This window comes from Falsiroseomonas sp. (assembly GCF_041690465.1).
Taxonomy (GTDB): Bacteria; Pseudomonadota; Alphaproteobacteria; order Acetobacterales; family Acetobacteraceae; genus Falsiroseomonas.
On record NZ_JAWLHG010000016.1, the window covers coordinates 1 to 26,862 of the forward strand.

Annotated in this window: 22 protein-coding genes and 1 pseudogene; 13 read left to right on the forward strand and 10 right to left on the reverse strand. The window is 71.7% G+C overall.

The window, feature by feature from the left end; genetic code table 11:
- A pseudogene (locus ACESM1_RS16335) lies at window positions 1-201 on the forward strand (hypothetical protein); the annotation flags it as partial.
- Between the two features lie 52 nt (window positions 202-253).
- Complete coding sequence (locus ACESM1_RS16340) at window positions 254-913, forward strand: DsbA family oxidoreductase (RefSeq protein ID WP_372621799.1); 660 nt, start codon at window positions 254-256, stop codon at window positions 911-913.
- Window positions 914-926: 13 nt separating this feature from the next.
- Here ACESM1_RS16340 and ACESM1_RS16345 read toward each other — a convergent pair whose 3' ends face one another.
- The 3 genes from ACESM1_RS16345 to ACESM1_RS16355 all read right to left on the reverse strand — a co-directional run bounded on the left by ACESM1_RS16345 (window position 927) and on the right by ACESM1_RS16355 (window position 5,647).
- Window positions 927-1,319 (reverse strand): hypothetical protein, encoded by a 393-nt coding sequence (locus ACESM1_RS16345; RefSeq protein ID WP_372621800.1) that lies wholly within the window; start codon window positions 1,317-1,319, stop codon window positions 927-929.
- Window positions 1,320-1,637: 318 nt separating this feature from the next.
- Window positions 1,638-5,240: a transcription-repair coupling factor gene (mfd, locus tag ACESM1_RS16350; protein ID WP_372621802.1), complete on the reverse strand. Its 3,603-nt coding sequence runs from the start codon at window positions 5,238-5,240 to the stop codon at window positions 1,638-1,640.
- On the reverse strand, window positions 5,240-5,647 hold the full coding sequence (locus tag ACESM1_RS16355) for a succinate dehydrogenase assembly factor 2 (RefSeq protein ID WP_372621804.1): 408 nt from the start codon (window positions 5,645-5,647) through the stop codon (window positions 5,240-5,242). Before ACESM1_RS16355 ends, mfd begins: the two co-directional genes overlap by 1 nt.
- Window positions 5,648-5,674: 27 nt before the next feature.
- On the opposite strand from ACESM1_RS16355, the gene recG reads away from it, so the two are divergent.
- The 7 genes from recG to ACESM1_RS16390 all read left to right on the forward strand — a co-directional run bounded on the left by recG (window position 5,675) and on the right by ACESM1_RS16390 (window position 13,686).
- Window positions 5,675-7,789, forward strand: coding sequence for an ATP-dependent DNA helicase RecG (recG, locus tag ACESM1_RS16360; protein ID WP_372621806.1), 2,115 nt, complete (start codon window positions 5,675-5,677; stop codon window positions 7,787-7,789).
- A 96-nt stretch (window positions 7,790-7,885) separates the two neighbouring features.
- Window positions 7,886-8,581 (forward strand): sulfotransferase family protein, encoded by a 696-nt coding sequence (locus ACESM1_RS16365; protein WP_372621808.1) that lies wholly within the window; start codon window positions 7,886-7,888, stop codon window positions 8,579-8,581.
- Between the two features lie 132 nt (window positions 8,582-8,713).
- Entirely contained in the window at window positions 8,714-9,466 is a 753-nt protein-coding gene (locus ACESM1_RS16370) for an ABC transporter ATP-binding protein (protein WP_372621809.1), read from the forward strand.
- Window positions 9,466-10,197 (forward strand): ABC transporter permease, encoded by a 732-nt coding sequence (locus tag ACESM1_RS16375; RefSeq protein WP_372621811.1) that lies wholly within the window; start codon window positions 9,466-9,468, stop codon window positions 10,195-10,197. Before ACESM1_RS16370 ends, ACESM1_RS16375 begins: the two co-directional genes overlap by 1 nt.
- Before the next feature lie 2 nt (window positions 10,198-10,199).
- Window positions 10,200-12,152, forward strand: coding sequence for a GldG family protein (locus ACESM1_RS16380; protein ID WP_372621813.1), 1,953 nt, complete (start codon window positions 10,200-10,202; stop codon window positions 12,150-12,152).
- Window positions 12,149-13,249 carry a DUF4340 domain-containing protein gene (locus ACESM1_RS16385; RefSeq protein ID WP_372621815.1) on the forward strand — a complete coding sequence of 367 codons (1,101 nt, stop codon included), beginning with the start codon at window positions 12,149-12,151 and terminating at the stop codon, window positions 13,247-13,249. The genes ACESM1_RS16380 and ACESM1_RS16385 overlap by 4 nt, the downstream gene beginning before the upstream one ends.
- The gene (locus ACESM1_RS16390; protein WP_372621817.1) at window positions 13,246-13,686 is read left to right on the forward strand and encodes an NUDIX hydrolase; all 441 of its coding nucleotides are present in this window, start codon (window positions 13,246-13,248) and stop codon (window positions 13,684-13,686) included. Before ACESM1_RS16385 ends, ACESM1_RS16390 begins: the two co-directional genes overlap by 4 nt.
- Before the next feature lie 3 nt (window positions 13,687-13,689).
- Here the strand turns inward: ACESM1_RS16390 and ACESM1_RS16395 are convergent, their stop codons facing one another.
- From ACESM1_RS16395 to ACESM1_RS16425, 7 genes are all read right to left on the reverse strand, one after another.
- The gene (locus ACESM1_RS16395) at window positions 13,690-15,102 is read right to left on the reverse strand and encodes a sigma-54-dependent transcriptional regulator (RefSeq protein WP_372621819.1); all 1,413 of its coding nucleotides are present in this window, start codon (window positions 15,100-15,102) and stop codon (window positions 13,690-13,692) included.
- Window positions 15,095-15,364 carry a hypothetical protein gene (locus ACESM1_RS16400; RefSeq protein ID WP_372621821.1) on the reverse strand — a complete coding sequence of 90 codons (270 nt, stop codon included), beginning with the start codon at window positions 15,362-15,364 and terminating at the stop codon, window positions 15,095-15,097. The genes ACESM1_RS16395 and ACESM1_RS16400 overlap by 8 nt, the downstream gene beginning before the upstream one ends.
- Before the next feature lie 73 nt (window positions 15,365-15,437).
- Entirely contained in the window at window positions 15,438-16,433 is a 996-nt protein-coding gene (gene msrP / locus ACESM1_RS16405) for a protein-methionine-sulfoxide reductase catalytic subunit MsrP (protein ID WP_372621823.1), read from the reverse strand.
- 57 nt (window positions 16,434-16,490) lie between these two features.
- Window positions 16,491-17,942: a glycosyltransferase family 39 protein gene (locus tag ACESM1_RS16410; RefSeq protein WP_372621825.1), complete on the reverse strand. Its 1,452-nt coding sequence runs from the start codon at window positions 17,940-17,942 to the stop codon at window positions 16,491-16,493.
- The gene (locus tag ACESM1_RS16415; RefSeq protein WP_372621827.1) at window positions 17,939-19,051 is read right to left on the reverse strand and encodes a glycosyltransferase; all 1,113 of its coding nucleotides are present in this window, start codon (window positions 19,049-19,051) and stop codon (window positions 17,939-17,941) included. The genes ACESM1_RS16410 and ACESM1_RS16415 overlap by 4 nt, the downstream gene beginning before the upstream one ends.
- A gap of 319 nt (window positions 19,052-19,370) precedes the next feature.
- Window positions 19,371-20,096 (reverse strand): ABC transporter ATP-binding protein, encoded by a 726-nt coding sequence (locus tag ACESM1_RS16420; protein ID WP_372621829.1) that lies wholly within the window; start codon window positions 20,094-20,096, stop codon window positions 19,371-19,373.
- A gap of 4 nt (window positions 20,097-20,100) precedes the next feature.
- Entirely contained in the window at window positions 20,101-20,961 is an 861-nt protein-coding gene (locus ACESM1_RS16425) for an ABC transporter permease (protein WP_372621830.1), read from the reverse strand.
- Window positions 20,962-21,248: 287 nt separating this feature from the next.
- On the opposite strand from ACESM1_RS16425, the gene ACESM1_RS16430 reads away from it, so the two are divergent.
- From ACESM1_RS16430 to ACESM1_RS16445, 4 genes are all read left to right on the forward strand, one after another.
- Entirely contained in the window at window positions 21,249-22,163 is a 915-nt protein-coding gene (locus tag ACESM1_RS16430) for an ATP-grasp fold amidoligase family protein (protein ID WP_372621832.1), read from the forward strand.
- Window positions 22,153-23,754, forward strand: coding sequence for an ABC transporter substrate-binding protein (locus ACESM1_RS16435; RefSeq protein WP_372621834.1), 1,602 nt, complete (start codon window positions 22,153-22,155; stop codon window positions 23,752-23,754). Before ACESM1_RS16430 ends, ACESM1_RS16435 begins: the two co-directional genes overlap by 11 nt.
- A gap of 80 nt (window positions 23,755-23,834) precedes the next feature.
- Window positions 23,835-24,998: a hypothetical protein gene (locus ACESM1_RS16440; protein ID WP_372621836.1), complete on the forward strand. Its 1,164-nt coding sequence runs from the start codon at window positions 23,835-23,837 to the stop codon at window positions 24,996-24,998.
- An 8-nt stretch (window positions 24,999-25,006) separates the two neighbouring features.
- Window positions 25,007-26,830 (forward strand): ATP-grasp fold amidoligase family protein, encoded by a 1,824-nt coding sequence (locus tag ACESM1_RS16445; RefSeq protein ID WP_372621837.1) that lies wholly within the window; start codon window positions 25,007-25,009, stop codon window positions 26,828-26,830.
- Window positions 26,831-26,862 lie beyond the last annotated feature (32 nt).

Here is a 26,862-nt window from a genome sequence, read left to right on the forward strand (position 1 = left end):
ATCTCCGCCTCCAGCCAAAGCTGGACGCCTACGAATCACACCCTGCCGCGCCGCATCCAATCACAAGCCGATTCCAGCCTGGGCTACTCGGGTCTAGGGGACGCCTTCACGCCGGAGATCCGTGCCGCCTGGGCGGCGGCCTATGGCCTGCTCGCCGAGGTCATGCAGCAGGCCGCGGAGCCGGCCGTGAAGGCAGCCTGACACTTCGCGGCCCCCCGTCGCCCCGGCCGCGCCAGCCTGCTATCCTCGGCGCGTGAACGTCCTCGCCCCGCCCCGCGCCAGGCTGCAGATCGAGGTGGTCTTCGATCTTGTCTGCCCCTGGTGCCACCTCGGTGCCCATCGGCTGCGCCGCACGCTTCGTGCGCGGCCGGACCTTGCCGCGGAGATCGCCTGGCGGCCCTTCCTGCTCAACCCGGATATCGGGCCGGGCGGGGTGCCGCGGCAGGACTACATGATGCGCAAGTTCGGCGGCGAGGACCGCGCCCGCCGGCTGCACGCCACCATCGCGGAGCTCGGCCGGGCGGAGGGGCTGCGCTTCGCCTTCGACCGGATCCGCCGCATCCCGCCCTCGCTCGACGCGCATCGCCTGGTCCGCATGGCCGACCGCCAGGGCCTGGCCGATGCCGCGGTCGAGGCGCTGTTCGAAGCCTATTTCGCGGAGGGCGACGACATCGGCGACCATGGCGTGCTGGCGGGAATCGCCGCCGCTCTCGGCATGGACCCCGTCGAGACGCGCCGGGCGTTGGCCGGGGTGCAGGAAGCGGAGGCGGTGCATGCCGACAACCTTCGCGCGCATCGCCTCGGCATCAACGGCGTGCCCTGCTTCGTGGTGCAGAGCCGCCACGCCATCGCCGGCGCGCAGGAGCCGGAGGTGCTGGAGCGGCTGCTGGACGTGGCGCTGGTGGAGGGGTGAACGGCCCTCTCCTTTATTCGCGCGCCTCGTCCCGCTCAAGCACGAAGCTGTCGAGCAGTCGCACGGCACCGTCCCGGATTGCACGCCAACGCGGCAGGTGCTCGCGGCGGTAGCGGAGTTCGGCTTCGAGTCCGCGGTACACGAAGTGATGCTGGCATCGCAAGTTGTCCAACCGCTGCGTGCCACGGACCACCAACTGCGAGGGCGGCGAGGTGCAATAGATCGCCTCCGGACGGTGCGCCGAGTCCGCGGGCGGGTCGAAGCGATCCTGGCGGGTGGGAGAGGGCCTGTCGTCCGGCAAAGCGCGATGCATGATGAGACCCGCCGGCACTGGCGCCTCGCTTGCCGACAGGACGAGGCTTCGCTCTGCAGGCTCGACGAAGCTGCGGTCCCAGATCGCAAACATGCTGGTCAGCTTAGTTTCTGCCGGCAAGCCGCGACACGCCGAGATTGACCGCGCGGTGGCTGCCAAGAAACACGGCGATGACGTATTCGCGCGGCACCACCAGCCGAATGTCGCGCATGGCTATGTCCACCGATGACGAGCGCTGCGCGCTTGCGACGGTCGCAAAGGGATCCTGCGCGAAGGCACGTCCATGAGGAGCCATTTGCGCCAGGACAACGGCGAAGAGGCCTGCCGGCGCCGCTCGACGCATAGATTGCTCGACTCCGCTTCAGGTCAGCCTCGGCGAGAGGCTCACCGACTGCGGACCGTTGACAACCCTTATCTCTTCCACCGGCCCGGAAACGGGATCGGCTTCGTCGTTGCGCCTTTCGGCGGAGGCGGCACGATGGTTGGGCGGAAGACGCCCTTCTTCGCGGGCGCCGCGACCGGCCGGGGCGGTGGTGCTGCCTGCTTCGGCGGCTTCGGCGCCTCCGGCACACGCCCCTGCGCGACCTCGGCCAGCGCCGTCAGAAGCTTCCGTGCCTCCTTGATGCGCGCGTCGAAGGGCATTTCTTGCGACAGGGCGAGCTTGTGGTCGGGGCGCAACTTCACCACGCCCCCTTGCCCCGCCACCCACTGGACCAGCGCGCCGGGATCGGCGAAGCGGTTGCCCCTGAAGCCGAGCACGATGCCCTTCGGCCCGACATCCAGCTTCTCCACGCCCGCGGCGCGGCAGAGCGACTTCAGGAACACCACCTGCAGCAGCGTCTCCGCCTCCGGCGGCAGCGGGCCGAAGCGGTCGGCGAGCTCGGCCGCCATCGCCTCGATCTCCGCCTCGTTCTGCAGCCCGCCGATGCGGCGATAAAGGCCGAGGCGGACCGGCAGGTCGCGCACATAGGCCTCGGGCAGCATCACCGGCAGGCCGAGATTGATCTGCGGCGTCCACTCGCGGTCCTCGATCGCCGCCGCGCCGGGGCCGTGCTTCAGCTCCGCCACCGCCTCCTCCAGCATCTGCTGGTAGAGCTCGATGCCGACCTCGCGGATATGGCCGCTCTGCTCGTCGCCCAGCAGGTTGCCGGCGCCGCGGATATCGAGGTCGTGGCTGGCAAGCGTGAAGCCGGCGCCGAGATTGTCGAGCGTCTGCATCACCTCCAGCCGCTTCTCGGCCGCCGCGCTCAGCCGGTGCGTCTGCGGCCAGGTGAGATAGGCGTAGCCGCGCTGCTTGCCGCGCCCGACGCGGCCGCGCAGCTGGTAGAGCTGGGCGAGCCCGAACATGTCGGCGCGGTGGATGATCAGCGTGTTCACCGCCGCCATGTCGAGCCCGCTCTCGACGATGTTGGTCGAAAGCAGGATGTCGTGCCTGGCGTCGCCGAACTCGGTCATCACCCGCTCGAGCTCGGTCGGCGAGAGGCGGCCATGCGCCTCCGCGATGCGTGCCTCGGGCACGATCTCGGCCAGCCGCTCGCGCACCTTCGGCAGGTCCTCGAGGCGGGGCACGACGCAGAACACCTGGCCGCCGCGGAAACGCTCGCGCTGGATCGCCTCGCGCACCACCACGCCGTCCCAGGGCATGATGAAGGTGCGCACCGCCAGGCGGTCCACCGGCGGGGTCGCGATCACGCTCATCTCCCGCACGCCGGTGAGCGCCAGCTGCAGGGTGCGCGGGATCGGCGTCGCGGTCAGCGTCAGCACATGCACATCGGCCTTGAGCTGCTTGAGCCGCTCCTTGTGGGCGACGCCGAAATGCTGCTCCTCGTCAACGATGACCAGGCCGAGATCGGCGAACTCCACGCCCTTGGCCAGCAGCGCATGGGTGCCGACGACGATGTTGATGGAGCCGTCCTTCAGCCCTTCCCGCACCGCCACCGCTTCCTTCGGCGTCACCATGCGCGAGAGCTGCGCGATCTTCACCGGCAGCCCCTCGAAGCGCCTGGCGAAGGTGCGTGTGTGCTGGCGGGAGAGCAGCGTGGTCGGCACCACGACGGCCACCTGGCTGCCCGACATCGCGACGCAGAAGGCGGCGCGCAGCGCCACCTCGGTCTTGCCGAAGCCGACATCGCCGCAGATCAGGCGGTCCATCGGCTTGCCGGCGGAAAGGTCCTCCAGCACGTCGGCGATGGCGCGCTGCTGGTCGTCGGTCTCGGCGAAGGGGAAGCGGGCGCAGAACTCGTCCCAGGCGCCCTCGGGCGGGATGGCGGCGATCGCCTCCTTCGTCGCGCGCTCGGCGGCGATGCGGATCAGCCCCGCGGCCATGTCGGCGATGCGCTGCTTGGCCTTGGCCTTGCGCGCCTGCCAGGCGCCGCCGCCGAGCTTGTCGAGCGCGACGCCGGCCTGCTCGCTGCCGAAGCGCGACAGCAGCTCGATGTTCTCCACCGGCAGGAACAGCTTGTCGCCGCCGTCATAGACAAGGCGCAGGCATTCATGCGCGGCACCGGAAACGTCGATCGTCGCCAGCCCGTCATAGCGGCCGATGCCGTGGTCCTGGTGAACGACCAAGTCGCCTTCGGCGATCTCGGTGGCATCCGCGATGAACTGGTCGGCCCGGCGGCGGCGGCGCGGCGGACGGGCGATCCGTTCGCCGAGCAGGTCCTGCTCGCCGGTGACGACGATGTCCGGAGAGACGAAACCGCGCTCCACGCCGAGGACCGCCAGCCCGACGGCGCCCTTGGCCAGCTTCTGGAGATGCAGCACATCGTCCACCGGCTCCGAGGCAACGCCGTTCTCGCGAAGCAGGCTGCCGAGCCGCTCGCGCGATCCGCGCGTCCAGGCGGCGAGCACCGGGCGGTGCCCGCGCGCGGCCATCGCCTTGGCGTGCTCGCCATAGGCGGCGAAGACGTTCTTCCCCTCGGCGCGCACGTCGCTGAACAGCCGGCCCGGACGGCCGCCGGCATCCACCACGCCCGGCAGCTCCGACGCGGGCGCGAAGGGGATGAAGCGCATCACCGTCGCCTCCGCCAGCATGGTCTCCCACGCGTCGAGGTCGAGGTAGAGGCGATCGGGCGGCGCCGGGCGATAGGGCACCTCGCCTTCGCGCGTCGGGCCACGGCGAGCTTCGTAGTGGTCGGCGATCATCTCCATCCGCACCGCCAGCGCGTCGTCGGCCTGGTGGTCGAAGCTGACCGTTGTCTCCCCTGGTGCACCCTCGCCGAGATGGTCGAGCAGCGTTTCCATCTTCTCATGGAACAGCCCGGCCCAGTGCTCCATGCCCGGATGCTTCCGGCCCGCGGAGACCGAGACGTAGAGCGGATCCTCCCCCGCCGCGGCGCCGAACAACTCGCGGTACGCGGTGCGGAAGCGGCTGATCGAGGGCGCGTCGAGGAACAACTCGCCGACCGGGCGCAGCGTCAGCGCGTCCAGCCTGTCGCCACTGCGCTGGCTGGCGGTGTCGAAGCGGCGGATGTCCTCGATCTCGTCGCCGAACAGGTCGAGGCGGATGGGGTCGGATTCGCCGGCGGGGAACAGGTCCACGATGCCGCCGCGCACGGCGTATTCGCCATGCTCCATCACCGTGCCGGTGCGATGGTAGCCATTGGCCTCAAGGAACTCCGCCAGCTTCTGCGGGTCCTGTCGGCCGCCGCGCTTCAGCGCCAGCGTCGCGCCGGTGAAGGCGGCGCGCGGCGGTACCTTCTGCACCAGCGCGTTCACCGTGGTGAGCAGGATGCGCGGGGTCAGCGTGCGCTCGGCCAGGCGGGTCAGCGTGGCGACGCGCTCGGCGACGATCTCCGGGTTCGGGGAGGCGCGGTCATAGGGCAGGCAGTCCCAGGCGGGGAAGCGCAGCACCTCGGCATGTGGGGCGAAGAAGGCGAGCGCCTCGGCGAGCCGGGCCATCCGCGCATCGTCGCGGCAGACATGCAGGACCGGGTTGCGCGTCTCGGCGCGGCGGCGGGCGAGCAGCAGCGCATCGAAGCCCTCGGGGGCGCCGTGGACGAGAATCGTATCCATTATTTGCTCGGCCGATTCAGGCCTTCAGGCCCAGCGGCCTTCCGGTCATCGGACGCGGGCTTGAGCTCGGGCGGCACGCCCGCGCCCGCTGCGCCGCATTCGAGCGCCATGCGCTCCAGCATCGGCGTGGTGATGTGGGAGGGAATGGCGCGGCGGCCGGAGAGCCAATCGGCCAGGTCCACGTCGGGCAGTTCCAGCACGGCTTCCAGCTCGTCCAGTTCCGAGTCGGTGAAGCTGGCGATGTTGGGCGCGACGAAGCCGCCAATCATGAGGTCGGCCTCCTTCGTTCCGCGATGCCAGGCGCGGAACATCAACCTGCGCCGGCGCGGGGAAAGCACGGTTTCGTCGGAGTCGCTATTGTCGGGCATGTCGGCACCAGCGCACGGGCCTGCCATATAGAGGCGCATGGGAATCCTGTCAGCCCGAGCGACGGCATGGCTGTGTTGAGTTCCGGCCCGGAGCAGGACGCGCGCGGGCTGGCCGGGTTGCTCGCGCCACTCGACGAGTTGCATGGCGTCGGGCCGACGCTGGCGAAGTTGCTGGCCGAGGCGACGGGCGGCGAGCGCGTGCTCGACCTGCTGCTGCACCTGCCGGAGCGGGTGGTGATCCGGCGCCGGGTGGCGAGCCCGGAGGAGGCGCCGCTCGACCAGGATTGCGTGCTGGAGGTGGAGGTGAAGAGCCTCCGCGCCGCCCGGGCGCGTTCCACCGGACGCCCCTATGTGGAGGTGAAGGCGCTGGCCGGCGGCTGGCCGCTCACCATCCGCTACATGAATGGCCGTCTGCCCTGGATCCAGAAGCTGCTGCCGGCCGGATCCTTCCGCTTCCTTGCCGGGCGGGTGCTGGCCGAGGGGTCGCGCGGCTGGGCGATGCTCAACCCGCTGAGCGCCGAGCGGCCGGAGGCGCTGCCGCTGGTGGAGCCGGTCTGGCCGCTGGTGCGGGACCTGACGCCGAAGCGCCTGCGCGGCGCGATGGAGGCGGCGTTGGAACGGCTGCACCCGCTGCCCGAATGGGCCGACCTTCCCCTCGTCCAGCGCGAGGGCTGGCCGGCCTTCGATGTCGCCATCCGCAGCCTGCAACGCCCTGCGGGGCCCCTGCCCGCCGCGCCGCGGCGCCGGCTGGCCTATGACGAATTGCTGGCCAGCCAGGTGGCGATCGCCCTGGTCCGGCGGCGGCAGCGCAGCCGGCCAGGGCGGGCGCTGCCCGGCACCGGCGAGCTTCAGGCGAAGGCGCTGGCAGCCTTCGGCCATGCCCTCACGCCCGGCCAGGCCCAGGCGCTGGCCGAGATCGGCGCCGACATGGGCGCGCCGCGGCGGATGCTGCGGTTGCTCCAGGGCGATGTCGGCGCGGGCAAGACCCTGGTGGCGGTGCTGGCGATGCTGCGCGCCGTCGAGTCGGGCGCGCAGGGCGCATTGATGGCGCCGACCGAACTGCTCGCCCGGCAGCATCTGCGCACGCTGGTGAAGCTGTGCCACCCCGCGGGCGTGGAGGTCCGGCTGCTGACCGGCAATGTGAAGGGCACCGAGCGGAAGGAGGTGCTGCGCGGCCTGGCCTCCGGGCGCATCGGCATCGTCGTCGGCACCCATGCGCTGTTCCAGGACGCCGTCGCCTTCCACGACCTCGGCCTGGCGGTGGTGGACGAGCAGCACCGTTTCGGCGTCGGCCAGCGACTCATGCTCGCCAACAAGGGCAAGGACGCCGACATGCTGGTGATGACCGCGACGCCGATCCCTCGCACGCTGCTGCTGACCCAGTGGGGCGAGATGGCGGTCAGCCGCCTGGAGGGAAAGCCGGCCGGCCGGCAGCCCATCGCCACCCGCATCGTTTCCCAGGAACGCCTGCCGGAGGTGGTGGACCGCCTGGGCGAGGCACTGGCGCGTGGCGAACGGGCCTATTGGGTGGTGCGGGCCATCTCCGGCGGCGAGAGCGACGATTCCGTTGCCGCCGAGGACCGCTTCGCCGAACTGTCGGCCCGCTTCCCCGGCCAGGTCGGCATGGCGCATGGGCTGCAGGAGATGGCGGTGCGGGAGGCGGCGCTGGCCGATTTCGCCGCCGGACGGACGAAGCTGCTGGTGGCGACCACGGTCGTCGAGGTGGGCGTGGACGTGCCGGAGGCGACGATCATGCTGATCGAGCAGGCCGAGCGCTTCGGCCTGGCCGCCCTGCACCAGCTGCGCGGTCGCGTCGGGCGCGGGTCCAGGCCCTCCTCCTGCCTGCTGATCCACTCCGAGGGCCTGTCGGATGGCGAGAAGCGCCGCCTGCTTGTGTTGCGCGACACCGAGGATGGCTTCCTGATCGCCGAGGAGGATCTGCGTACGCGTGGCGGCGGCGACGTGCTGCGGGAACGCCAATCCGGCATGATTGCCGGCCGCCTGCTCGACCCGCGAGAGGAGCCGGAGGAGTTCGACCGGCTGACCCATATCGCGCATCGGGACGCCGCCGCGCTGCTCGACCGCGACCCGGAACTGGCCTCGCCGCGCGGTCGGGCGGCGCTGACGCTGCTGGCGCTGTTCGGGCACGATCCGACGCTGGCGAAGCTGGATGCGGGATGACGTGGTGGCCCGCTTGCGGCGCGGGGCGTTCAGACGTCCCTCGGCCTCCACGCAAGCTGGTCTCGACCCGAACGGGCATCAGGGAATCTTCTGGCAATGAGCGGGATCGTCATCCAACCTCGGCCGAAATCAAAAAAGGGAACGGCGGCGATGGGGTTGAAGATCATCGGGTCCGGCTTCGGTCGGACTGGCACCATGTCCACCAAGACCGCGCTGGAACAGCTGGGGTTTGGCCCCTGCCACCATATGGTCGAGGTGATGAGGGACGCCGCTCAGCCTGCCCATTGGGCCGCGCTTGCCGCAGGCGCCAAGGTGGACTGGGCCGCGGTCTTCTCCGGCTACAGGAGCCAGGTGGACTTCCCGGGTGCCGCTTTCTGGCACGAACTCTCCCTCGCCTTTCCCGAGGCCAAGGTCATCCACACGGAGCGGCCCGAAGATGAGTGGTGGGCCAGCTACTCCGGCACCATCGGCAAGTTCTTCGCCCTTCGCGAGACCATCCCCCTTCCGCCGCCCATCGCCGCGATCTTCGAAACCATGGACAAGCTGCTCATCAAAGACGTGTTCGGCGGGTTCGACCGCGAAACCTCCATCAAGGCCTACCAGCGCAACAACGCCAAGGTGCGCGCCTTCATCCCGCCGGAACGGCTTCTGATCTTCTCCCCTGCCGACGGCTGGGATCCGCTCTGCCGGTTCCTGGGCGTGCCCGTTCCGGCGACCGCCTTTCCGCGCAGCAATGCCCGCGACGAGTTCTGGGCGCATTTCGGCGGCGAGCCGGCGGGTACGCCGGCCTGACCGCAGCCGACGCGGAGACGGACCGCTCCGTGCCTCGGGGGTAGAGGTCGCCGACCGCCGTCCCGCACGGGGGCTTGCGCCCGCCCCCCCGCCTCCTTAATCGGCGCCTCTGGGGAAGCCTGGGGATCGGTTTTGACCGCGCTGATAGAAATCGAGCGCCTGACCAAGCGCTTCGGGGCCTTCACGGCCGTGGACGACGTATCCTTCACCGTGTCGCGGGGCGAGGTGCTGGGGTTCCTTGGCCCGAACGGCGCCGGCAAGTCCACCACGATGCGCATGGTCGCCGGCTTCATGACGCCGACCGCCGGCACCGCGCGCATCTGCGGCGAGGACGTGGTGGACAACCCGGTGGCCGCCAAGCGCCATCTCGGCTTCCTGCCCGAGGGCGCGCCCACCTACCCCGAGATGACCGTCACCGGCTTTCTCGGCTTCTGCGCCCGCGCCCGCGGCTTTCGTGGCGGCGAGCGCCGCGAGCGCGTGGCCCATGCGATGCACCTCACCCAGCTCGAAGGCGTGCGGCTGCAGCCGGTGGAGACGCTCTCCAAGGGCTTCAAGCGCCGCGTCGGCCTGGCCGCCGCGCTGCTGCACGACCCACCGGTGCTGGTGCTCGACGAGCCCACCGACGGCCTCGATCCCAACCAGAAGCATGAGGTGCGCAACCTGATCCGCGCCATGGCGCCGCAGAAGGCGATCGTCATCTCCACCCATATCCTGGAGGAGGTCGCGGCGGTCTGCACCCGCGCGGTGATCATCGCGCGCGGGAAGGTGGTGGCCGATGCGACGCCGGCGGAGCTCGCCGCGCGCGGGCCGAGCATGGATGCGGTGTTCCGCGCCCTGACGCTCGGCGAGGAAGCGGCGCCGGCGCGCGAGAGGGAGCTGGCCTGATGGGCGGCACGCTCACCGTCTTCCGCCGGGAGCTGGCGGGGTATTTCGCCACGCCGGTGGCCTATGTGTTCATCGTCATCTTCCTGATCATGGCCGGGGCGCTGACCTTCACCCTCGGTGGCTTCTTCACCCGCGGCCAGGCCGACCTGCAGCCCTTCTTCACCTTCGTGCCCTGGCTGTTCCTGTTCCTGGTGCCGGCGCTGACCATGCGCCTCTGGGCGGAGGAACGGCGCCTCGGCACGATCGAGCTGCTGCTGACGCTGCCGCTGGCGCAATGGCAGGCGGTGGTGGGGAAGTTCCTTGCCGCCTGGGCCTTCTGCGGCATCGCGCTGGCGCTGACCTTCCCGCTGGTGATCACCGTCAACGTGCTGGGCGAGCCGGACAACGGCGTGATCGCGACGGGCTATCTCGGCTGCCTGATGGTGGCCGGCGCCTTCCTGGCGGTGGGGGCGGCGATCTCGGCGCTGACCAAGAACCAGGTGATCGCCTTCGTGCTGGCGGTCGCCGCCTGCTTCTTCCTGACCGCCGCCGGCAGCCCGGTGGTGACGGAGTTCCTCTCCAAGCGGATCCCTGAGCTTGCCGAGATCGCGCGGGCGATCAGCGTGACGGATCGGCTGAACGGCTTCTCGCGAGGGATCATCTCGGCGCGCGACATCGTCTTCTTCGCCTCCTTCATCGGCTTCTTCCTCTTCGCCAACACCGTCGCGGTGGACCAGAGGAAGGCGGACTGAGCATGAGCACCACGACTGCCACCAATGCCCCCGTCCAGCGCGGCAAGCGCGGCTTCTCCGCCGCCCTCGCGCTGGTGCTGGCCGCGATCCTCGCGGTCGGCGTCAACATGCTGGCCGACCGCCTGCTGAGCCGCGCGCGGCTCGACCTCACCGAGAACCGCCTCTACACCCTCTCCGACGGCACGAAGCAGGTGCTGCAGGGGCTGCAGGACCCGGTGACGCTGCGGTTGTTCTATTCGCGCCGCCTCGGCGCCGCGATCCCGGCCTATGGCGCCTATTTCGACCGCGTGCGCGCCATGCTCGAGGAATACGTCTCGGTCAGCGGTGGCAAGCTGCGGCTCGAGGTGCTGGACCCCGAGCCCTTTTCCGAGACCGAGGACCGCGCCCAGGCCTATGGCCTGCAGGGCGTGCCGGTGGACCAGTCGGGCGAGCAGGTGTGGTTCGGCCTGGTCGGCTCCAACCTGCTCGACGACGAGCGGACCATCGCCTTCTTCCAGCCGGAGCGCGAGCGCTTCCTGGAATACGACCTGACCAAGCTGGTCTGGGAGCTGTCGAACCCGACGCGGCCGGTGCTCGGGGTGCTCTCCTCGCTGCCGCTGAACGGCGATCCGCGGGCGATGATGATGCGCCAGCCCGGCGTCGGGCAGCCCTTCGTGGTGATGAACCAGCTGCGCCAGTTCTATACCGTGCGCGACATCGCCGCCGATGCGCAGGTGATCGAGCCGGATGTGCAGGTGCTGCTGGTGGCGCATCCGCAGAACCTGCCGGACGCCACGCTCTACGCGATCGACCAGTTCGTGATGCGCGGCGGCAGGCTGATTGCGATGACCGATCCGCACAGCGAGAGCCAGGCCTCCCGCCCCTCCCCCGGCCAGCCGCCTTCGCGCGACACGTCGAGCAGCCTCGACCGTCTGCTGAACGCCTGGGGGATCGAGGCGCCCACGGACCAGGTGGTGCTCGATCAGCGCGGCGCCTGGCGCGTGCGCGGCGACCCGCGCGACCGGCTGCAGGTGGTGGACTATCTCGCCTGGTTCAACGTGCCGCAGGCCGGGCTGAACGACAGCGAGATCGCGACGGCCGAGCTGGCCCAGGTCACCGTCGCCTCGGCCGGCGAAGTACGCCGCCGCGAGGGTGCCGCCATCGAGTTCACGCCGCTGGTCACCAGCAGCGAACGCTCGCAGCTGGTGGATGCCACGCGTGTTCGCCAGGAGCCGAACCCGGCACGGCTGCTCGCGGACTTCCAGCCCGACGGCCAGGCGCATGTTCTCGCCGCGCGGGTGCGCGGGCAGCTCTCCTCCGCCTTCGAAGCCGCGCCCCCGCCGCCGGAGGGCGCCGAGCGCCCGGCCGATTTCCCGGCGCACCGCGCCCGCACCGAAGGGCCGGCGAACCTGGTCGTCGTCAACGATGCCGACATCCTGGAGGACCGCTTCTGGGTCCGCACCCAGGATTTCTTCGGCCAGCAGGTGGCCACGCCCTTCAGCGACAATGGCGCCTTCGTCATCAACATCGCCGACACGATGGCAGGCGGCGAGGCGCTGGTGGGGCTCCGCTCGCGCGGTGAATCGCTGCGGCCCTTCGAGATGGTGGAGGATATCCGCCGCGGCGCCGAGGCGCAGTATCGCCAGACCGAGCGTGGCTTGCAGGAACGGCTGGAAGCCACCGAGCGCAGGCTGCGGGAGCTCCGCCAGGGCCCGACCGGGCCCGGCGCACAGGGGCAGCAGGCCAGCCCGGTGATCACCCCCGAGCAGCGCGCCGAGATCGACCGCGCGCGCGAGGAGATCCGTCGCACCCGCAGCGAGCTGCGCCAGGTGCAGCTCGAATTGCGGCGCGACATCGAGGGGCTGGAGGGCTGGCTGCGCGTCTTGAACATCGCGCTGGTGCCGGCGCTGCTGACGGTGTTCGCGATCTTCCTCGGCGTGGTGCGGGCCAGGCGCCGCGCGGGAGCGCGGGCATGAAGCGGCGCAATCTACTGCTGCTCGGCACCGCCGCCGCCGCGACGGTCGGCGCCGCGGTGCTGCTGACGCCGAACCGCACCGAGGTGCCGCTCTCCACCGCCGTGCCGCTCGCCTTCCCGGGCCTGGCGCCACGGCTGGCGAATGCGGCGCGGATCGAGGTGGTGCGGCATGACGGCACGCTCACCATCAACCGCGCCGGCGAGGCCTGGGTGCTGCCGGCCAAGGCCGACCATCCGGTGCGCCCCGAGCGCGTGCGCGAATTGCTGGTCGGGCTCACCGAGCTGCGCCTGACCGAGCCGCGCACCGCCAACCCGGAGATGCTGGAACGCCTCGGCGTCGAGGACCCGACGAAGGAGGGCGCGACCTCCTCGCTGCTGCGGGTGCTGGATGCGGAGGGGCGGCCGATCGCCGAGCTGATCGTCGGCCGGCGCCGGATGCGCGTGCAGGGCAACGTGCCCGAGAGCGTCTATATCCGCCGCCCCGGCGAGACCCAGGCGTGGCTTGCCGAGGGCCGGCTGCCGCTGGATGCCGACCCGAATCTCTGGATCGACCGCGACATCGCCAACATTCCGCGCGAGCGGCTGCGGGTGGCGGAGATTTCCCGGGTCGGCGAGCCGCCGCTGGTGCTGCGCCGTGGCCCGGATGCCGAGGACAGGCTGGCCGTGGTGCAGCCGGAACAGACGCCGGAGCTCGACGAGATCAGCGTGGACGAGGTCTCCCGCGCCTTCGAGTTCCTCACCTTCCTCGACGTGAAGCGCGAGGCGGACATGCCGGGCGAGCGGCTCGGCGAGGGCCGGTTCGAGCTGACCGACAACCTGCGCATCGCCGCGGTCGTGCACAAGGACGGCGAGAACATCTGGGTGCGCCTCTCGGCCGAGGGCGACGAGGAGGCGCAGCGGCTGAATGCACGCTGGCACGGCTGGGCGTATCAGGTCGGCCAGTGGAAGGAGAAGGCGCTGGTGCCGCGGCTGGCGGACCTGGCGAAGCAGGAGCGGCAGCAGCCACCGGCGGAGCAGGCGCCCACGGCGCAGCCCCCTTCGGAACAGCCGACACAGCCGCCTGCGCCCGCAGAGCAGCCTGCCCAGCAGCAGCAGTGACCAACCCGCGCGAGAACCCGACCCGCCCCTGGGTGGGCATCGGGGTGCTCGCCTTCCGCGGGGAACAGGTGCTCCTCGTCCGCCGCGGACGGCCGCCACGGATGGGCGAGTGGTCGCTGCCCGGCGGCGCGCAGCGCCTCGGCGAACGTGCGGAGGAAACGGCGCGGCGCGAGCTGCGCGAGGAAGCGGGGATCGAGGTCGGCCCGCTCGAACTGCTCGCGGTGGTTGATGCGATCACGCCGGGCGAGCCGGATGCCGGGCCGCGCTTCCATTACACCATCATCGACTACCTCGCGCGCTGGGAAGCGGGCGAGGCGCGGCCGGGCGGCGACGTGACCGAGGTGGCGTGGTGCGACAGCGCCGATCCTGCGCCCTTCGCGCTATGGCCCGAGGCGCTGCGCGTGATCGCGCTCGCGCGGAGGCGGCTCGGGCTGTAGCCCCTACTCCGCCGCGGCACCCCAGCTGGCGCGCTTGCGATAGAGCGTGGACGGGCTGATCCCGAGGAAGGCGGCCGCCTTGGGGATGTTGCCGTCGCACAGCAGCACCGCGCGCTCGATCGCCTCGCGCTCGATCTCCGCCAGCGGGCGGATCAGGCGGGAGGGGTCGGCGACCGGCCGCTCACGCGGAGGCGCCACCAAGACCGGCGGGGCAGGCGCGGCGGGTTCGGGTTGCTCCGGTTCCGCGGCGCGCAGCGGCAGCATCGCCGCTTCCACCTGGTCGGCGTCGTGCAGCACCACGGCGGTGCGCACTGCATTCTCGAGCTCGCGCACATTGCCCGGCCAGTGATGCGTCAGCAGCGCCGCCTTCGCGGGCTCGGAAAAGCCGAGGAAGCGCTTGCCCTCTTCTGCTGCGCTGCGGGCGAGCAGCGCCTCCGCAATGGCGATCACGTCCTCGCCACGCTCGCGCAGCGGCGGCAGGCGGACAGGCACGACATGCAGGCGGTAATAGAGATCCTCGCGGAAACGGCCGGCCTTCACCTCCTCCAGCGGATCGCGGTTGGTGGCGCAGACGAAGCGCACATCGGTGCGCCGCGGCGTGGTGCTGCCGACCGGCTGGAAGGTGCCGGACTGGATGAAGCGCAGCAGCTTGCCCTGCAGCGAAAGGTCCATCTCGCAGAGCTCGTCGAGGAACAGCGTGCCGCCATCGGCCGCCTGCGCCGCGCCGATGCGGTCGGCCACCGCGCCGGTGAAGGCGCCGCGGACATGGCCGAAGATCTCGCTCTCGATCAGGTCCTTCGGGATCGCCGCGCAGTTGATCGCGATGAAGGGGCCGGCATGGCGCGGCGAGAGCCGGTGCACCGCCTCGGCGGCGAGTTCCTTGCCGGTGCCGCTCTCGCCGGTGATGAAGACGGTGGCCTTGGACTGCGCCGCGGTCTCCAGCACGCGATAGACCGCCTGCATTGCGGGTGCCGCGCCGATGAAGCCCTGGAAGGCGAGGCGGGGCTTGCCGGAGGTGAGGTCGCGCACCTCGCGCCGGAGTGCCGCACGTTCCAGCGCATTGCCGAGCGTGACGGAAAGGCGCTCCGCGGCGAAGGGCTTGACCAGGAAATCGGCGGCGCCGGCGCGCATCGCCTCCACCGCGGTCGCCACGCTGCCATGCGCGGTCATCACCACCACCGCCACATCGGGGCTTTCGCGGCGCAGCGCGCGCAGCACGGACATGCCGTCGCCATCCGGCAGCCGGAGATCGAGCAGCGCGGCATCGGGCGGCGCGGCCCGGGCCAGCCGCATCGCCTCCTCCGCGGTGCGGGCTTGCTCCGGCTGGTAGCCGGCGGCGCGCAGGTACTCCACATAGACCGCGGCGAGCGAGGCGGTGTCCTCCACCAGCAGCACGCGGGCAGGCGGTTCAGCCATGGCGTCGCCGGCGCCGCAGCAGGCCGATCGCCAGGAACAGCGCGCCCAGCAGGAGCGGTATCAGCCAGCCGGGCCATTCCAGCACCGGCAGGAAGACGTCGTTCCAGAGCTCGGGCGAGAGCCGGCGCTGCACGCCGGCCTGGAAGGTGTTCAGGAAGGGCGGGTGGATCGCGAAGATCGCCGCGCCGAGCGGCGCGCCCGGGCCGAACCAGGCGGCGATGCCGCCGGCCAGAACGAGCAGCACCACTCCGAGGATCCTCATGACCGGCGCATCGGATTCAGACCTCCGGTGCTCGGCGCGTGCCGCGCCTGCGCCCTCCGATCATCGGATGCGCTCACGCCCAGAGCCGCTCGTTCTGCAGGTTCGTGTAGAGATCCGCGACGAACTCGCCATAGCCGTTGAACAGGCGCGTCGGCACGCGTTCGTTGCTGCCGATCAGCCGCTCGGTCGCCTGGCTCCAGCGGGGATGCGGCACCTCCGGGTTCACGTTGGCCCAGAAGCCGTATTCGCTGCCCTGCAGCGTCTCCCAGAAGCTCTTCGGCCGCTCGTCGGTCAGGGTGATGCGGGCCAGCGACTTGCCGGATTTGAAGCCGTACTTCCACGGGAAGAGCACGCGGAACGGGCCGCCATTCTGCGCCGGCAGCGGCTTGCCGTAGAGGCCGACCGGCATGAAGGTCAGCTCGTTGCCCGCTTCCTCGATGGTGCAGCCCTCGATATGCGGCCAGGGGTACCAGCTCTGGCGCAGGCCGATCATGTGGGGCTGCACCTGCGCCGTCTCGAAGCGGACGTATTTCGCCGAGCCGAGCGGCTTCACGATCTCCAGCAGCTTCGAAAGCTGGAAGCCGGTCCAGGGCACCGTCATCGCCCAGGCCTCGACGCAGCGCAGGCGATAGACCCGCTCCTCGAGGCCGATGCGGCGGATCAGGTCGTCCACGTCGAACTCGCCGGGCTCCTCGACCATGCCGTCCACCTTCACCGTCCAGGGGCGGGTCGGCATCTTCAGCGCGCTCGGCCAGATGTCCTTGTTGCTGCCGAATTCGTAGAAGTTGTTGAACGTGACAGGCTCGCGCTCGCCGGTCAGGTCGCGGCCGGGCTGATAGCGCGTGTTGCGCATGGCCGGCGGCAGGTCGGGGATGTCGGCGGGGTTGCGGGTCCAGGGGTCGGCGGCGGGCTCGCGGCGGCCGAACAGCCACTGCGCCTCGGCGGCGGCCGCGGGCAGCAGCATTGCACCGGCACCGGCACCGATCAGCGTGCGGCGATTGAGGTAGGCCTGTTCGGGCGTCGCCTCCCGCTCGGGGATCTCCCAGCCACGCCTGCGAAGGATGCGCATGTCTCTCTCCGTGTCTCGCGGGCCGATGGCTACTAGGTCGCGCCGCCCGGCGCCGCGTCAAGGCACGGGACGCGGCAGCAACGCCGAAGGCGGCAGCTCCCGGTGGGTCTCGACCCGGAAGCGCCGGTAGCGCTCCGCCTCGATGCCCCGCCGGGCGCGGACGAGGGGACCTTCGGCGCTCCCGACCGGCTCGGCTCCGGGCCAGGCGGGGGCACCTGATCGCCTTTCGCTCTGGACCAGCAATCCGGTTACGCCCGGCGGGGGTGGGGGCAGGTCGAAAAATGCCCAGCGGGCATCCAGCGCCACCACGGGCACGCCCGGCGGCAACCGAAGCGCGAGCTGGGCGGCCAGGCCGTACTCCTCGGCCGCGACGAAACCGGCGCCGAGCCGTTGCCGCTCCGCCTCGACCTGCGCGGCGAAATCGTCCCAGCCGCCGAGGCGGGCCAGCGTCTGGTCCAGCCGGCGAGGCAGCGGCACCGGCGCGAAGGCGGCCTGCACATAGACGGCGATGGCGATCACGGCGCCGAGCGCCACCGCCGGCCGCCGCCAGGCCATCAGGCGACGCGGGGTGAAGGCGGCGGCGGCGATGCAGGCGGCGGGGTAGAGGATGGCCGGCCAGTTGCCCTGCACGCGGCTGCCCGTCGCCTGCCAGAGGAAGATCGCCGCCCCGGGCAGGACCATCGCCGAGAGCAGCGCGGCCGCCGCATCGCCGCGCCTGGCCCAGGCCACCGCGGCGAGGCCCGCCCCGGCGACGCACAGCACGAAGATGATCGGCGTCGCCGCGCCGATCTGGCTGCCGAGCAGCTCGCCGAGGTAGCGCAGCGTGAAGCCCGGGGCATCGGCGCCCGCGCGGCCGCCCTGCTTGGCCAGCGAGGCCCAGCCCTGGGCTGCGTTCCAGGCAAGCACCGGGGAGAAGACCAGCAGTGCGAGCGCGCCGCCGGCGTAGAGCCGCCAGTCCCGCCACCAGCGCCAGGCGGCGCGGCTTCCGGCCAGCCACAGCACCACGCCGAGCCCGAGCAGGACAGCGGTGTATTTCGACGCCAGCGCCAGCCCCGCCAGCAGCCCGAAGGCGAGCCACCAACGCCCGTCCTGCGTCGCGTGCAGCCGCGCCAGCGCCCAGAGTGCCGCGGTCCAGAACACCAGCAGCGGCAGGTCCGGCGTGGCGAGGATGCTGCCGAGCCCGACCACCATCGTCACATTGAACAGCACCGCCGCGGCGATGCCCGGGCGCCGCGCCGGAAAGAGCGAGTCCGCCGCCCACGCCAGCAGCACGCTGACCACCGCGATGGAAATCGGCCCCATCAGCCGGATGCCGAGCGCGCCTTCGCCTGCCAGCAGCGTGCCGGCGCGGATGAACAGCGCGACCATCGGCGGGTGGTCCAGGTAGCCGGGCTGCAGCGCGCGCGACCACACCCAGTAATAGGCCTCGTCGGGCGCCAGCGGCACCATCGCCGCGACGAGCAGCCGCAGCGCGGTGACCGCCAGCAGCGCCGCCAGCCAGGGATTCATCGCGCGCGCCAGATCAGGGTGGCGGAGACGGCGTAGTTCCACACCACGGTGATCAGCGCCCCTGCCGCGCCGGCCAGCCCCCAGGCGAGCACTCCGTCGCGCACCAGCAGCCCGGCAATGCCGACATTCGCCGCCGCGCCGACGCCGCAGACCAGGTAGAACAGCACCAGCCCACGCCACAGCGCCGCACCGCGCAGCCTAGCGTCGCGATAGGTGATGCGGTTGTTCAACACGAAGTTGGCGGTCATGGCGACCAGCGTCGCGCCCCATTGCGCCGCGGCGAAGCCGAGCCCCCCAAGCCCCACCAGCACGGCGAGTGCGGCCATGTGCACCAGCACGCCGAAGCCGCCGACCGCGGCGAAGGCCAGGAAGCGCAGCGGCACCACGCCGCCGGTCGCCTTGTCCAGCAGCAGGCCGGCGAATTCCAGCAGCACCGTGGCGTCCAGCTTGGAGGCGCCGTGCTCGCGCGCGCGGAAGGCGTAGGGGATCTCGGCGACCTGCAATCCGCGCGGCGCGGTCAGCAGGATGTCGAGTAGGATCTTGAAGCCGCGGCCGGTCAGGCGGGGCGCGACCTGCTCCACCAGATCGCGCCGGAGCAGGAAGAAGCCGCTCATCGGGTCGGCGACCGGCGCCGGCAGCAACGCCTGCGCGAGCCGCGTTCCGGCATCCGAGAGCGCGCCGCGGGCCGCCGAGAAGCCGCCCTGCGCAGCGCCGCCCTCGACATGGCGAGAGCCGATGGCGATGTCGGCGCCGCGCTCCACCGCGGCGAGCATGGCCGGCAGGATCGCCTCGTCGTGCTGCAGGTCGCCATCCATCACCGCGACGAAGGGCGCGGAGACCGAGAGCATGCCCTCGATGCAGGCCGAGGCCAGGCCGCGCCGGCCGATGCGGCGGATGCAGCGGATGCGTGGATCGGTGGCGGCGATCGCGCGCACGGCGGCGGCAGTGCCGTCCGGGCTGTCGTCGTCCACGAACACCGCTTCCCAGGCGATGCCGGCGAGCGCCGCATGCAGCCGTGCAACCAACGGCGCGACGTTCGCTGCCTCCCGGAACACCGGGATGACGACGGCAAGGTGGGCCGGCAGGGAAAGGTCGGTCGGCGCGGTCACGCCGGGGGCTTAGAGCAGATCGCCGGAGGGCGGAATCGCCCGGGGGCGTGAATCTGCTCTACGAAAGCGGCCTGGAGCGCCGTGCGCTGGAGTTGGACCAGGCGCCGGGCGCCTCGGCCTCCGCAGATATCGCGGCCAGCCTCCTGGCACCCTGCCGCCGTGGTCAGCCGAGGCCGAGGAAGCTCAGGATCGCGATGACGATGACGACGGCGCCGACGATGTAGACGATGCTGTTCATGGCTGTGCCCGTGTTGGTGACGCCACCACAACGGCCGGGCGCGGAGGGGGTTGCACGGCCCCCGCTCCCGGAGCCCCTGCCTCACGCCGCGGCGAGCACCGCCTCGACCGGACCATCCGCGGTGATCCGCCCGCCTTCCAGCCGTATCACCCGCGTGCACCAGCGCCGCACCACCGTCATGTCGTGGGTGGCGATCACCAGGATGTCGGCCGCGCCCACCATCTCGGCGAGCCGTGCCTGTGCGCGCTCCATGAAGGCGCTGTCGCCGGCGAGGAACCATTCGTCCATCAGCAGCACCTGCGGGCGCATCGCGGTGGCCAGCGCGAAGGCCAGCCGCACCTCCATCCCCGCCGAATAGGTCTTGATCGGCACGTCGAGGAAATCGCCGAGCCCGGAGAAGGCGGCGACCTCGGCCACCAGCTGCTGCCGCTCGGCGCCGGCCAGGCCGCGGTAGAGGGCGCGCAGCTCGATGTTCTCCCGCCCCGTGGCATCGGCCTCCATGCCGGAGGCAAGGTCGATCAGCGCACCGACCGCGCCCTCCACGCGCAGCCTGCCGCCGGCGGGTTCGTAGATGCCGCCGAGCGTGCGCAGCAGCGTGGTCTTGCCGGCGCCGTTCGGGCCGACCAGCGCGACGCGCTCGCCGCGGCCGATGCGGAAGGTCATCTCCTGCAGCGCGGTCACCACCACCCGGTTCGAGGCGTCGGTGTGCAGCCGGGCGTTGGCCAGCAGCCGCTTCTTCAGCGACCGCGCGCCGAGGTGGTAGAAGGGGAAGGCGATGGTCAGGCCCTCGGCCTCGATCAGAGCCATGCCGTCACACCCAGTAGGCGATGCGGCCGCGGAAGCGGACGAAGAAGGCGGCGGCCGCAACGACCAGCAGCGCGGTGTAGAGCAGCGCCGCCAGCCAGGCCGCGAGCGGCCCGCCACCCTCCACGAGCGGCCCGCGCACCGTCTCCAGCACCGTGTAGAAGGGGTTGAGCAACAGCAGCGGCTGCAACTCCGGCGACAGTTGTGACGGGCGCCAGAGCACCGGTGTCATGAAGAAGCCGAACTGCATCACGCTTGCCACGATCTGGCCGATGTCGCGGAATCGCGCGCAGAGCATGCCGAGCAGCATGGTCGCGGCGAAGGCGTTGACCAGGATCAGCGCGATGCCGAGCGGCAGCAGCAGCGCCTCCGGCCCCGGCGCGTGGCCGAGCAGCAGGAACACCGCGAGGATCAAGGGCGCGTTGTGCAGGGAGACGATGGCGTTGCGCAGCACCGCGCGCAGCGCATGCACGGTGAAGGGCATCGGCAGCTGGCGGATCATGCGCCCGGCGGAGTTCAGGCTGCCGGTCGCGTCCTGCACCGTCAGCGAGATGAGGTTCCAGGTGACGAGGCTCACCGCCAGATGGGGCAGGTAGTCGGCCGGCTCCACCCGGAACAGCCGCGAATAGATGAAGCCGAGACCGGCCACCATCGCGCCGGTCGAGATGGTCAGCCAGAACGGGCCGAGCACCGAGCCGCGGTAGCGATGGCGGATGTCCAGCCAGGCCAGCGCCCAGGCCAGCCGCCAGCGCGCGAAACCGGTGGTGAGGTCGGCGATCGCCCGCTGCCGCCGGCAGGGGCGGCCGGCATCATGCTCGAGAACCGGCATGGCGCGCTCGGCGAGCCCGCCGGAAGCCTGGCCGTCCATGCCCGTGACCCGGTCCGTACGCTGCTCAGCCGCCGATGCGAACGGAAGGTGCGGTCACGCGGTGGGGGCTGTCGGGCATGCGCGGCTCCGGGCTGCGGGGCGCGCCTGCTGGTGGCGGCGCGCGGCGATGCTCTTCCGCCCTGCGGCCGGGGCCGTCAATCCTGTCTGGCCGGGCGCGCTCACGGGCTGTTGATCGCACTTGGCTCGCGGCGCATCGTGGCCAGCGCGAGGGAGAGCCGATGGCGGGATACGGAACGGCGCACATGCCGGCTGCGCCGGCAGCACAGATGCCCGAGGCCCTGCTGCGCCTGGCGCGGCCGGCGCTCAGGTTGTTGCGCCGACTGCCGCTGGTCGGGCCACCGCTGGTGCGGGCGACGCTGCTCCGCCGCCAGCACCGCGCGACCGGCGAACGGGCGCAACTCGATCCGCCGGTCACATTCAACGATCACATCCTCCACCGCATGCTCTACGACCGCGATCCGCGGCTGAAGGTGATCAACGACAAGCTGGCGGTGCGGCAGGTGATCGCAGGGCTGGCCGGCCCCGCCTTCGTGGTGCCGCTGCTTGGCGTCTGGGACGACCCGGAGCGCATCGACTGGGAGCGCCTGCCGGAGCGTTTCGTGCTGAAGTCGAACCACGCCTCCGGCCGCTTCGCGCTGGTGCGCAACCCGGCCGAGCGCGATCCCGCCGCGCTGGCGGCGCGGGCGCGGGCTTGGCTGTCGAGCGACTACTTCGACGAGTCGCTGGAATGGGGCTATCGCGGCTTGCCGCGGCGATTGCTGGCGGAGCCGCTGCTGGTCGGGCCGGATGGCGGCCCGCCGGCGGAGTTGCAGGTGCTGACCTTCGGCGGCCGGGCGCATTACTACCGCATCCAGACCGGCCAGAAGGGGATGGGGGGCCGCACCGACACCTGGTACGACCCGTCCGGTCGTCGGCTGGAGATCCGCATCGGCCTGCGGCCCAGCGGCGTGACGGCAACGCGCGAGGAGGCCGAGACCGCCATGGCCGCCGCCGAGCGCGTCTCGGCCGGGTTCGCGCATCTGCGGGTGGATTTCTACCTCACCGGCTGCGGCCCCCGGATCGGCGAGCTGACGCCCTATCATCGCGCCGGCATGACGCGCTGGGCGCAGCGCGAATGGGATGAGCGGCTCGGCGCGCTGTGGACCGCCGCCACCGCGCGGGGCCCGGCCCTTGCCCGCTGAACGCCACCCCTGGCGCGCGGCCGCCGCGCCGGTCGCGCTTTGCCTCCCGCTCTGGCTCGCCGCCCCGGCGCCCGCCGCCCCGGCGGAGCTGCTGAGGATCGGCGTCGCGGTGGAGACCAGCGGGATCGACCCGCATCTCAGCGCTTCCCAGCCGAACGCGCAGGCGCTGCGGCATGTGTTCGAGCCGCTGGTGGCAATGGACGCGGCGCAGCGCCCGGTGCCCGGGCTTGCCGTGTCCTGGGAACTCGACCGGGTGGATCCGCGGCGATGGGTGTTCCGGCTGCGCCCGGGCGTGCGCTTCCATGACGGTCAGCCCTTCGGCGCCGAGGATGTCGCTGCCTCGCTGCGCCGGGCGATGGACCCGCCGGGCGGCGTCGGCGGCTACGCCTCCTACCTGCGGCAGGTGGTCGGATTCACGGTGCTGGACGAGCACACGCTGGAACTGCGCACCGCAGCGCCCCATCCGGCGCTGCCCTTCGACCTGACGGCGCCGATGATCGTCTCGCGCCACGCTGCGGCGGCGCCACCCGATGCCTTCAGCAGCGGCCAGCGCGCGGCGGGCACCGGGCCATATCGCTTCGCGGGTTGGCGCCGGGGCACGGAGCTGCTGTTCGAGCGCAACCCGGCCTGGTGGGGCGAGAAGCCGGCCTGGGCGCGGGTGCAGATGCTGCCGCGGTCGCAGGATGGCGCGCGCGTCGCCGCGCTGCTCGCCGGCGAGGTGGATCTGATCGACCAGGTGCCCACCACGGCGCTGGAGACGATCCGCGGGCGGCCTGACCTGCGGCTGTCGCAGGCGGTGACCAGTCGGCTGATCTTCCTGGCGCTCGATGCGATGCGGCCGGTCACGCCCTTCATGACCGACAGCGCCGGGCGCCCGCTGCAGCCGAATCCGCTGCGCGACCCGCTGGTGCGCCGCGCACTGAGCCTGGCGCTGGACCGTGGGGCGATCGTGTCGCAGGTGATGGGCGGCATGGCGCTGCCGGCCGGCCAGCTGCTGCCGCCGGGGATGATTGGCACCGACCCCTCGCTGCTGCCCGACCCGCACGATCCGGCGGAAGCGCGCCGCCTGCTGCGCCAGGCCGGCGTGCCGGAGGGCGCGCGGCTGGTGCTGCACGGCCCGAACGACCGCTACCTCAATGACGAGAAGGTGCTGGTGGCAGTGGCGGGGATGCTGCGCCGCGTCGGTCTCGCGGCGGAGCCGGTGGTGGCGCCGTTCTCGGTGTTCCGTGCGCGGCAGCGGCGGCACGACGCCAGCATGACGCTCAACAGCTGGGGCACCGAGACGGGCGATGCCTCGCTGGCGCTGCGGGCGCTGCTTGGCGCACCTGGCCGCCCGACCGGCTGGGGGCAGGTGAACTTCCTCGGCTATGCGAACGAGGCCTTCGAGTCGGCGCTCGCCACCGCGATGCGCGAGGCTGACGAGCCGGCCCGGCTCGCGGCGCTGGCGCGGGCGACCGGGATCGCGATGGCGGACCGCGGCGTGCTGCCGCTCTACTTCCAGCATGCGGTCTGGGCGAGCAACCGTGGAGTCGACTACCGCCCGCGGAGGGATGAGTACACCCTCGCCATCTCGGCCCACCCCGCGCGCTGATGGATGTCGGGGAGGGAAATGTCTATTGAGCGACAAATAAACGCGTGACGACCACCAAAAGCCCGCGCATAGTCCCAAAAATGGCATCGCAACGTTCCAGTTTCGTCGCATTCCAGCAATCCTCGCCCTCCACGCCTTCGTGGTCTGCCGATGCGGCGCTGCGGGAGCTCCTGCTGCCCGAGACAGAAGCCGGCTGCCCGGCCGCCCCATCCCTCCCCTGCTTCCGCGTTCTGCCCCTGACCGAGCTTCGCCCGGGCAGCCCGCGCCTGTTGCAGGGCCTCGGCACCAATTCGCTGCCACGCTTCCTCCGGCGGGCCACGAGCGTCGCACTGGAGATCGGCGGCGCAGCGGTGGCCGACCGCCTCCTGCCGCCGCGGCCCGCGCCGATGGAGGTCGAGGAGGGCCGCGCCCGGCCAGGGGGAGGTTCCTTCGCGCTCTATCTGCACTGGTCGCCCGACGGGCGGATCTCGGAGCTGGTGCGGCGGCAGGTGCTGCTGTGGCGCGCGCAGGGCTTCGCCGTGGTGTTCATCAGCAACGCCGCCCCGCCAGCGCCGGACTGGGATGCGATCGCGGATCATGCCGTGCTGCGGGTGCGGCGCGGCAATGCCGGGCGCGATTTCGGCGCCTGGCGCGACGGTCTGCGACTGGTGGAAGCGCGGTTCGGCCGGCCGGCGGAGCTTCTGCTGGCGAATGACAGCGTGCTCGGCCCCTTCGCCCCGCTCGATCCGCTGGTCGCAGCCTGGCGCGCCAGCGGCGAGGGCCTGTTCGGCATGACCGAGAGCCTCGCGGGCGGGCCGCATCTGCAATCCTACGCGCTGCTGGCACGCGGCGCCGGCCCGATCGCGAGCCTGGCCGACCACCTGGCGAAGCTGCCGGACAGCGCGAGCAAGTGGCGCCTGGTGCAGCGCGGCGAGATCGGGCTCAGCCACCGCATGCTGAAGGACCGGCAGTTCTGCGGCGCACTGTTCGACTACCCGTCGCTCTGCGGCATGGTGGATCGCGCGGAGCGCCGCGCGCTCGGGCCGCGCTTCGCGCGTGCGGACGCGCTGTGGCGCTTCCCGCTGAACCCGACGCACCATCTCTGGCGGCCGCTGGTGACGCGGATGGGCTTTCCCTACCTGAAGCGCGAGCTCATCCGCCGCATGCCCGACCCGCTCTCGCCCCGCGCCGCCTGGCGCGAGGTGGTGCCGGCACCCTGGGCGCGGCTGATCGAGGACCACATGCGCCTGATGCAGGGCGGCTGAGGCGCCCGATGACGGAGGCTGTGTCGGAGCAGACGAAGAGTGCCGCGCCGCTCTGCGTCTACACGGCGCTGACCGGTGGCTATGAGCGGCTGAACGAGCAGCCGATGGCGCGACGATCGGGGCTGCGCTTCATCTGCCTCACCGACGATCCCGAGCTGCGCAGCGAGAGCTGGGAATGCCGGCTGGTCCGCCCGGCCTTCCGGATGGACCCGGTGCGCAGCCAGCGCGACCTGAAGATCCGGCCGCACCTGCATCTGCCGGAATTCGACGCCTCCCTCTACATCGACAACAGCGTGGTCCTGAAGCAGCCGCCGGAGGCGCTGTGGGCGGCGCGCGACATCCGCGCCGGCCTCTCCCTGCCCCGCCACACCGGGCGGGAGACGCTGCTCGACGAGTTCGTCGCTGTCGCGCGCATGGGGCTCGACGACCAGGCGCGGATCTTCGAGCAGCTGAACCACTACCAGCTCGTGCATCCCGCCGTACTGGAGGAGCGCCCGTGGTGGACCGCGATCCTGCTGCGCGAGCACCACCGTGCGGATGTGCGGGACTTCGCCGAGATCTGGGCCGCGCATGTGCTGCGCTATTCCCGGCGCGACCAGCTTTCGGTGAACGTGGCGCTGCGCGAGAGCGGGCTGCTGCCCTATGTGCTGCCGCTCGACAACCGGCGCTCCGGCTTCCATCGCTGGCCGGTCACGCCGGGGCGGGTGCGCGATGCCGGCCCGCGCAGCGCCGCTTCCAGCCAGATGCCGCTGCTCGGCCGGGCGCGTGCGCTGGAGCAGCGCGAGACGGAGGTCGCGCGGGTACGCGGCACGCTCGCCTGGCGCGCGACAGAGCCGCTGCGCTGGGCGGAACGCCGCCTGCCGCTGCTGCGCCTGCTGGTACGCAAGCGCCCCTCGCCGGCGATGCTGGCGGCGGCAAGGAGGCTTCCGCTGGTCGGCCCCCGCGTGGTGCGGGCGGAGCTGACCCGCCGCTTCCGCGCGGCGAACGGGCGCGCGCCGCGGCTAGACCCGCCGGAGACCTACAACGACCACATGCTGGCGCGCATCCTGGATGAGCGGGATCCGCGCTTCCCGACCTTCTGCGACAAGCTGGCGATGCGCGAGCTGGTGCGGCGCGAGCTGGGCGAGGCGTTCGTGGTGCCGCCGCTCGGCGTGTGGCGCGATCCCGGCGAGATCGAGTGGGACGCGCTGCCGGAGCGCTTCGTGCTGAAGGCGACGCATGGCTCCGGCTACTACGCGGTGGTGCGCGGCGCGGCGGATCGCGATCCGGCGCGGCTGGCGGCGAAGGCGCGCGGCTGGCTGGCCAACGACTATTTCGACACCGCGCTGGAATGGGGCTATCGCGGGTTGCCCCGCCGGCTGCTTGCCGAGCCGCTGCTGACTGCGCCCGATGGCGGCGAGTTGCTGGAGGCGGAGGCCTATGTCTTCGGCGGGCATGTGGCGCTGCTGCGCGTGCTGCGCGGCACCAAGGGCCGCGTGGAGCGCCGCGAGCGCTGGTTCGACCGGGCCGGCGAGCCGGTGGAGATGAAGCTGGTCTGCCCGATCGGCCCGGTGGCGCTGGCGCCGGCCGACTTCGCGCAGGTGGTCTCGGCCGCCGAGGCGTTTGCGGCGGGCTTCGCGCATCTGCGGGTGGATTTCGCCATCTGCGCGGAGGGCGTGAAGGTCAACGAGGTGACGGCCTATTCGCTCGCTGCCAATGGCGCCTTCGTGCCGCAATCCTGGGATGCGCGCCTCGGCCGGATGTGGAGTGCGGCGGCGCGGGGCGACGCGGTCGAGGCGGTGATCGAGCGGGAGATCGCGGCAGCGCGGCGCGAGGAGCGCGGCGGCGCGTAGTGGTGCGATGGCGGGTGGGGAAGGTCCGGCGC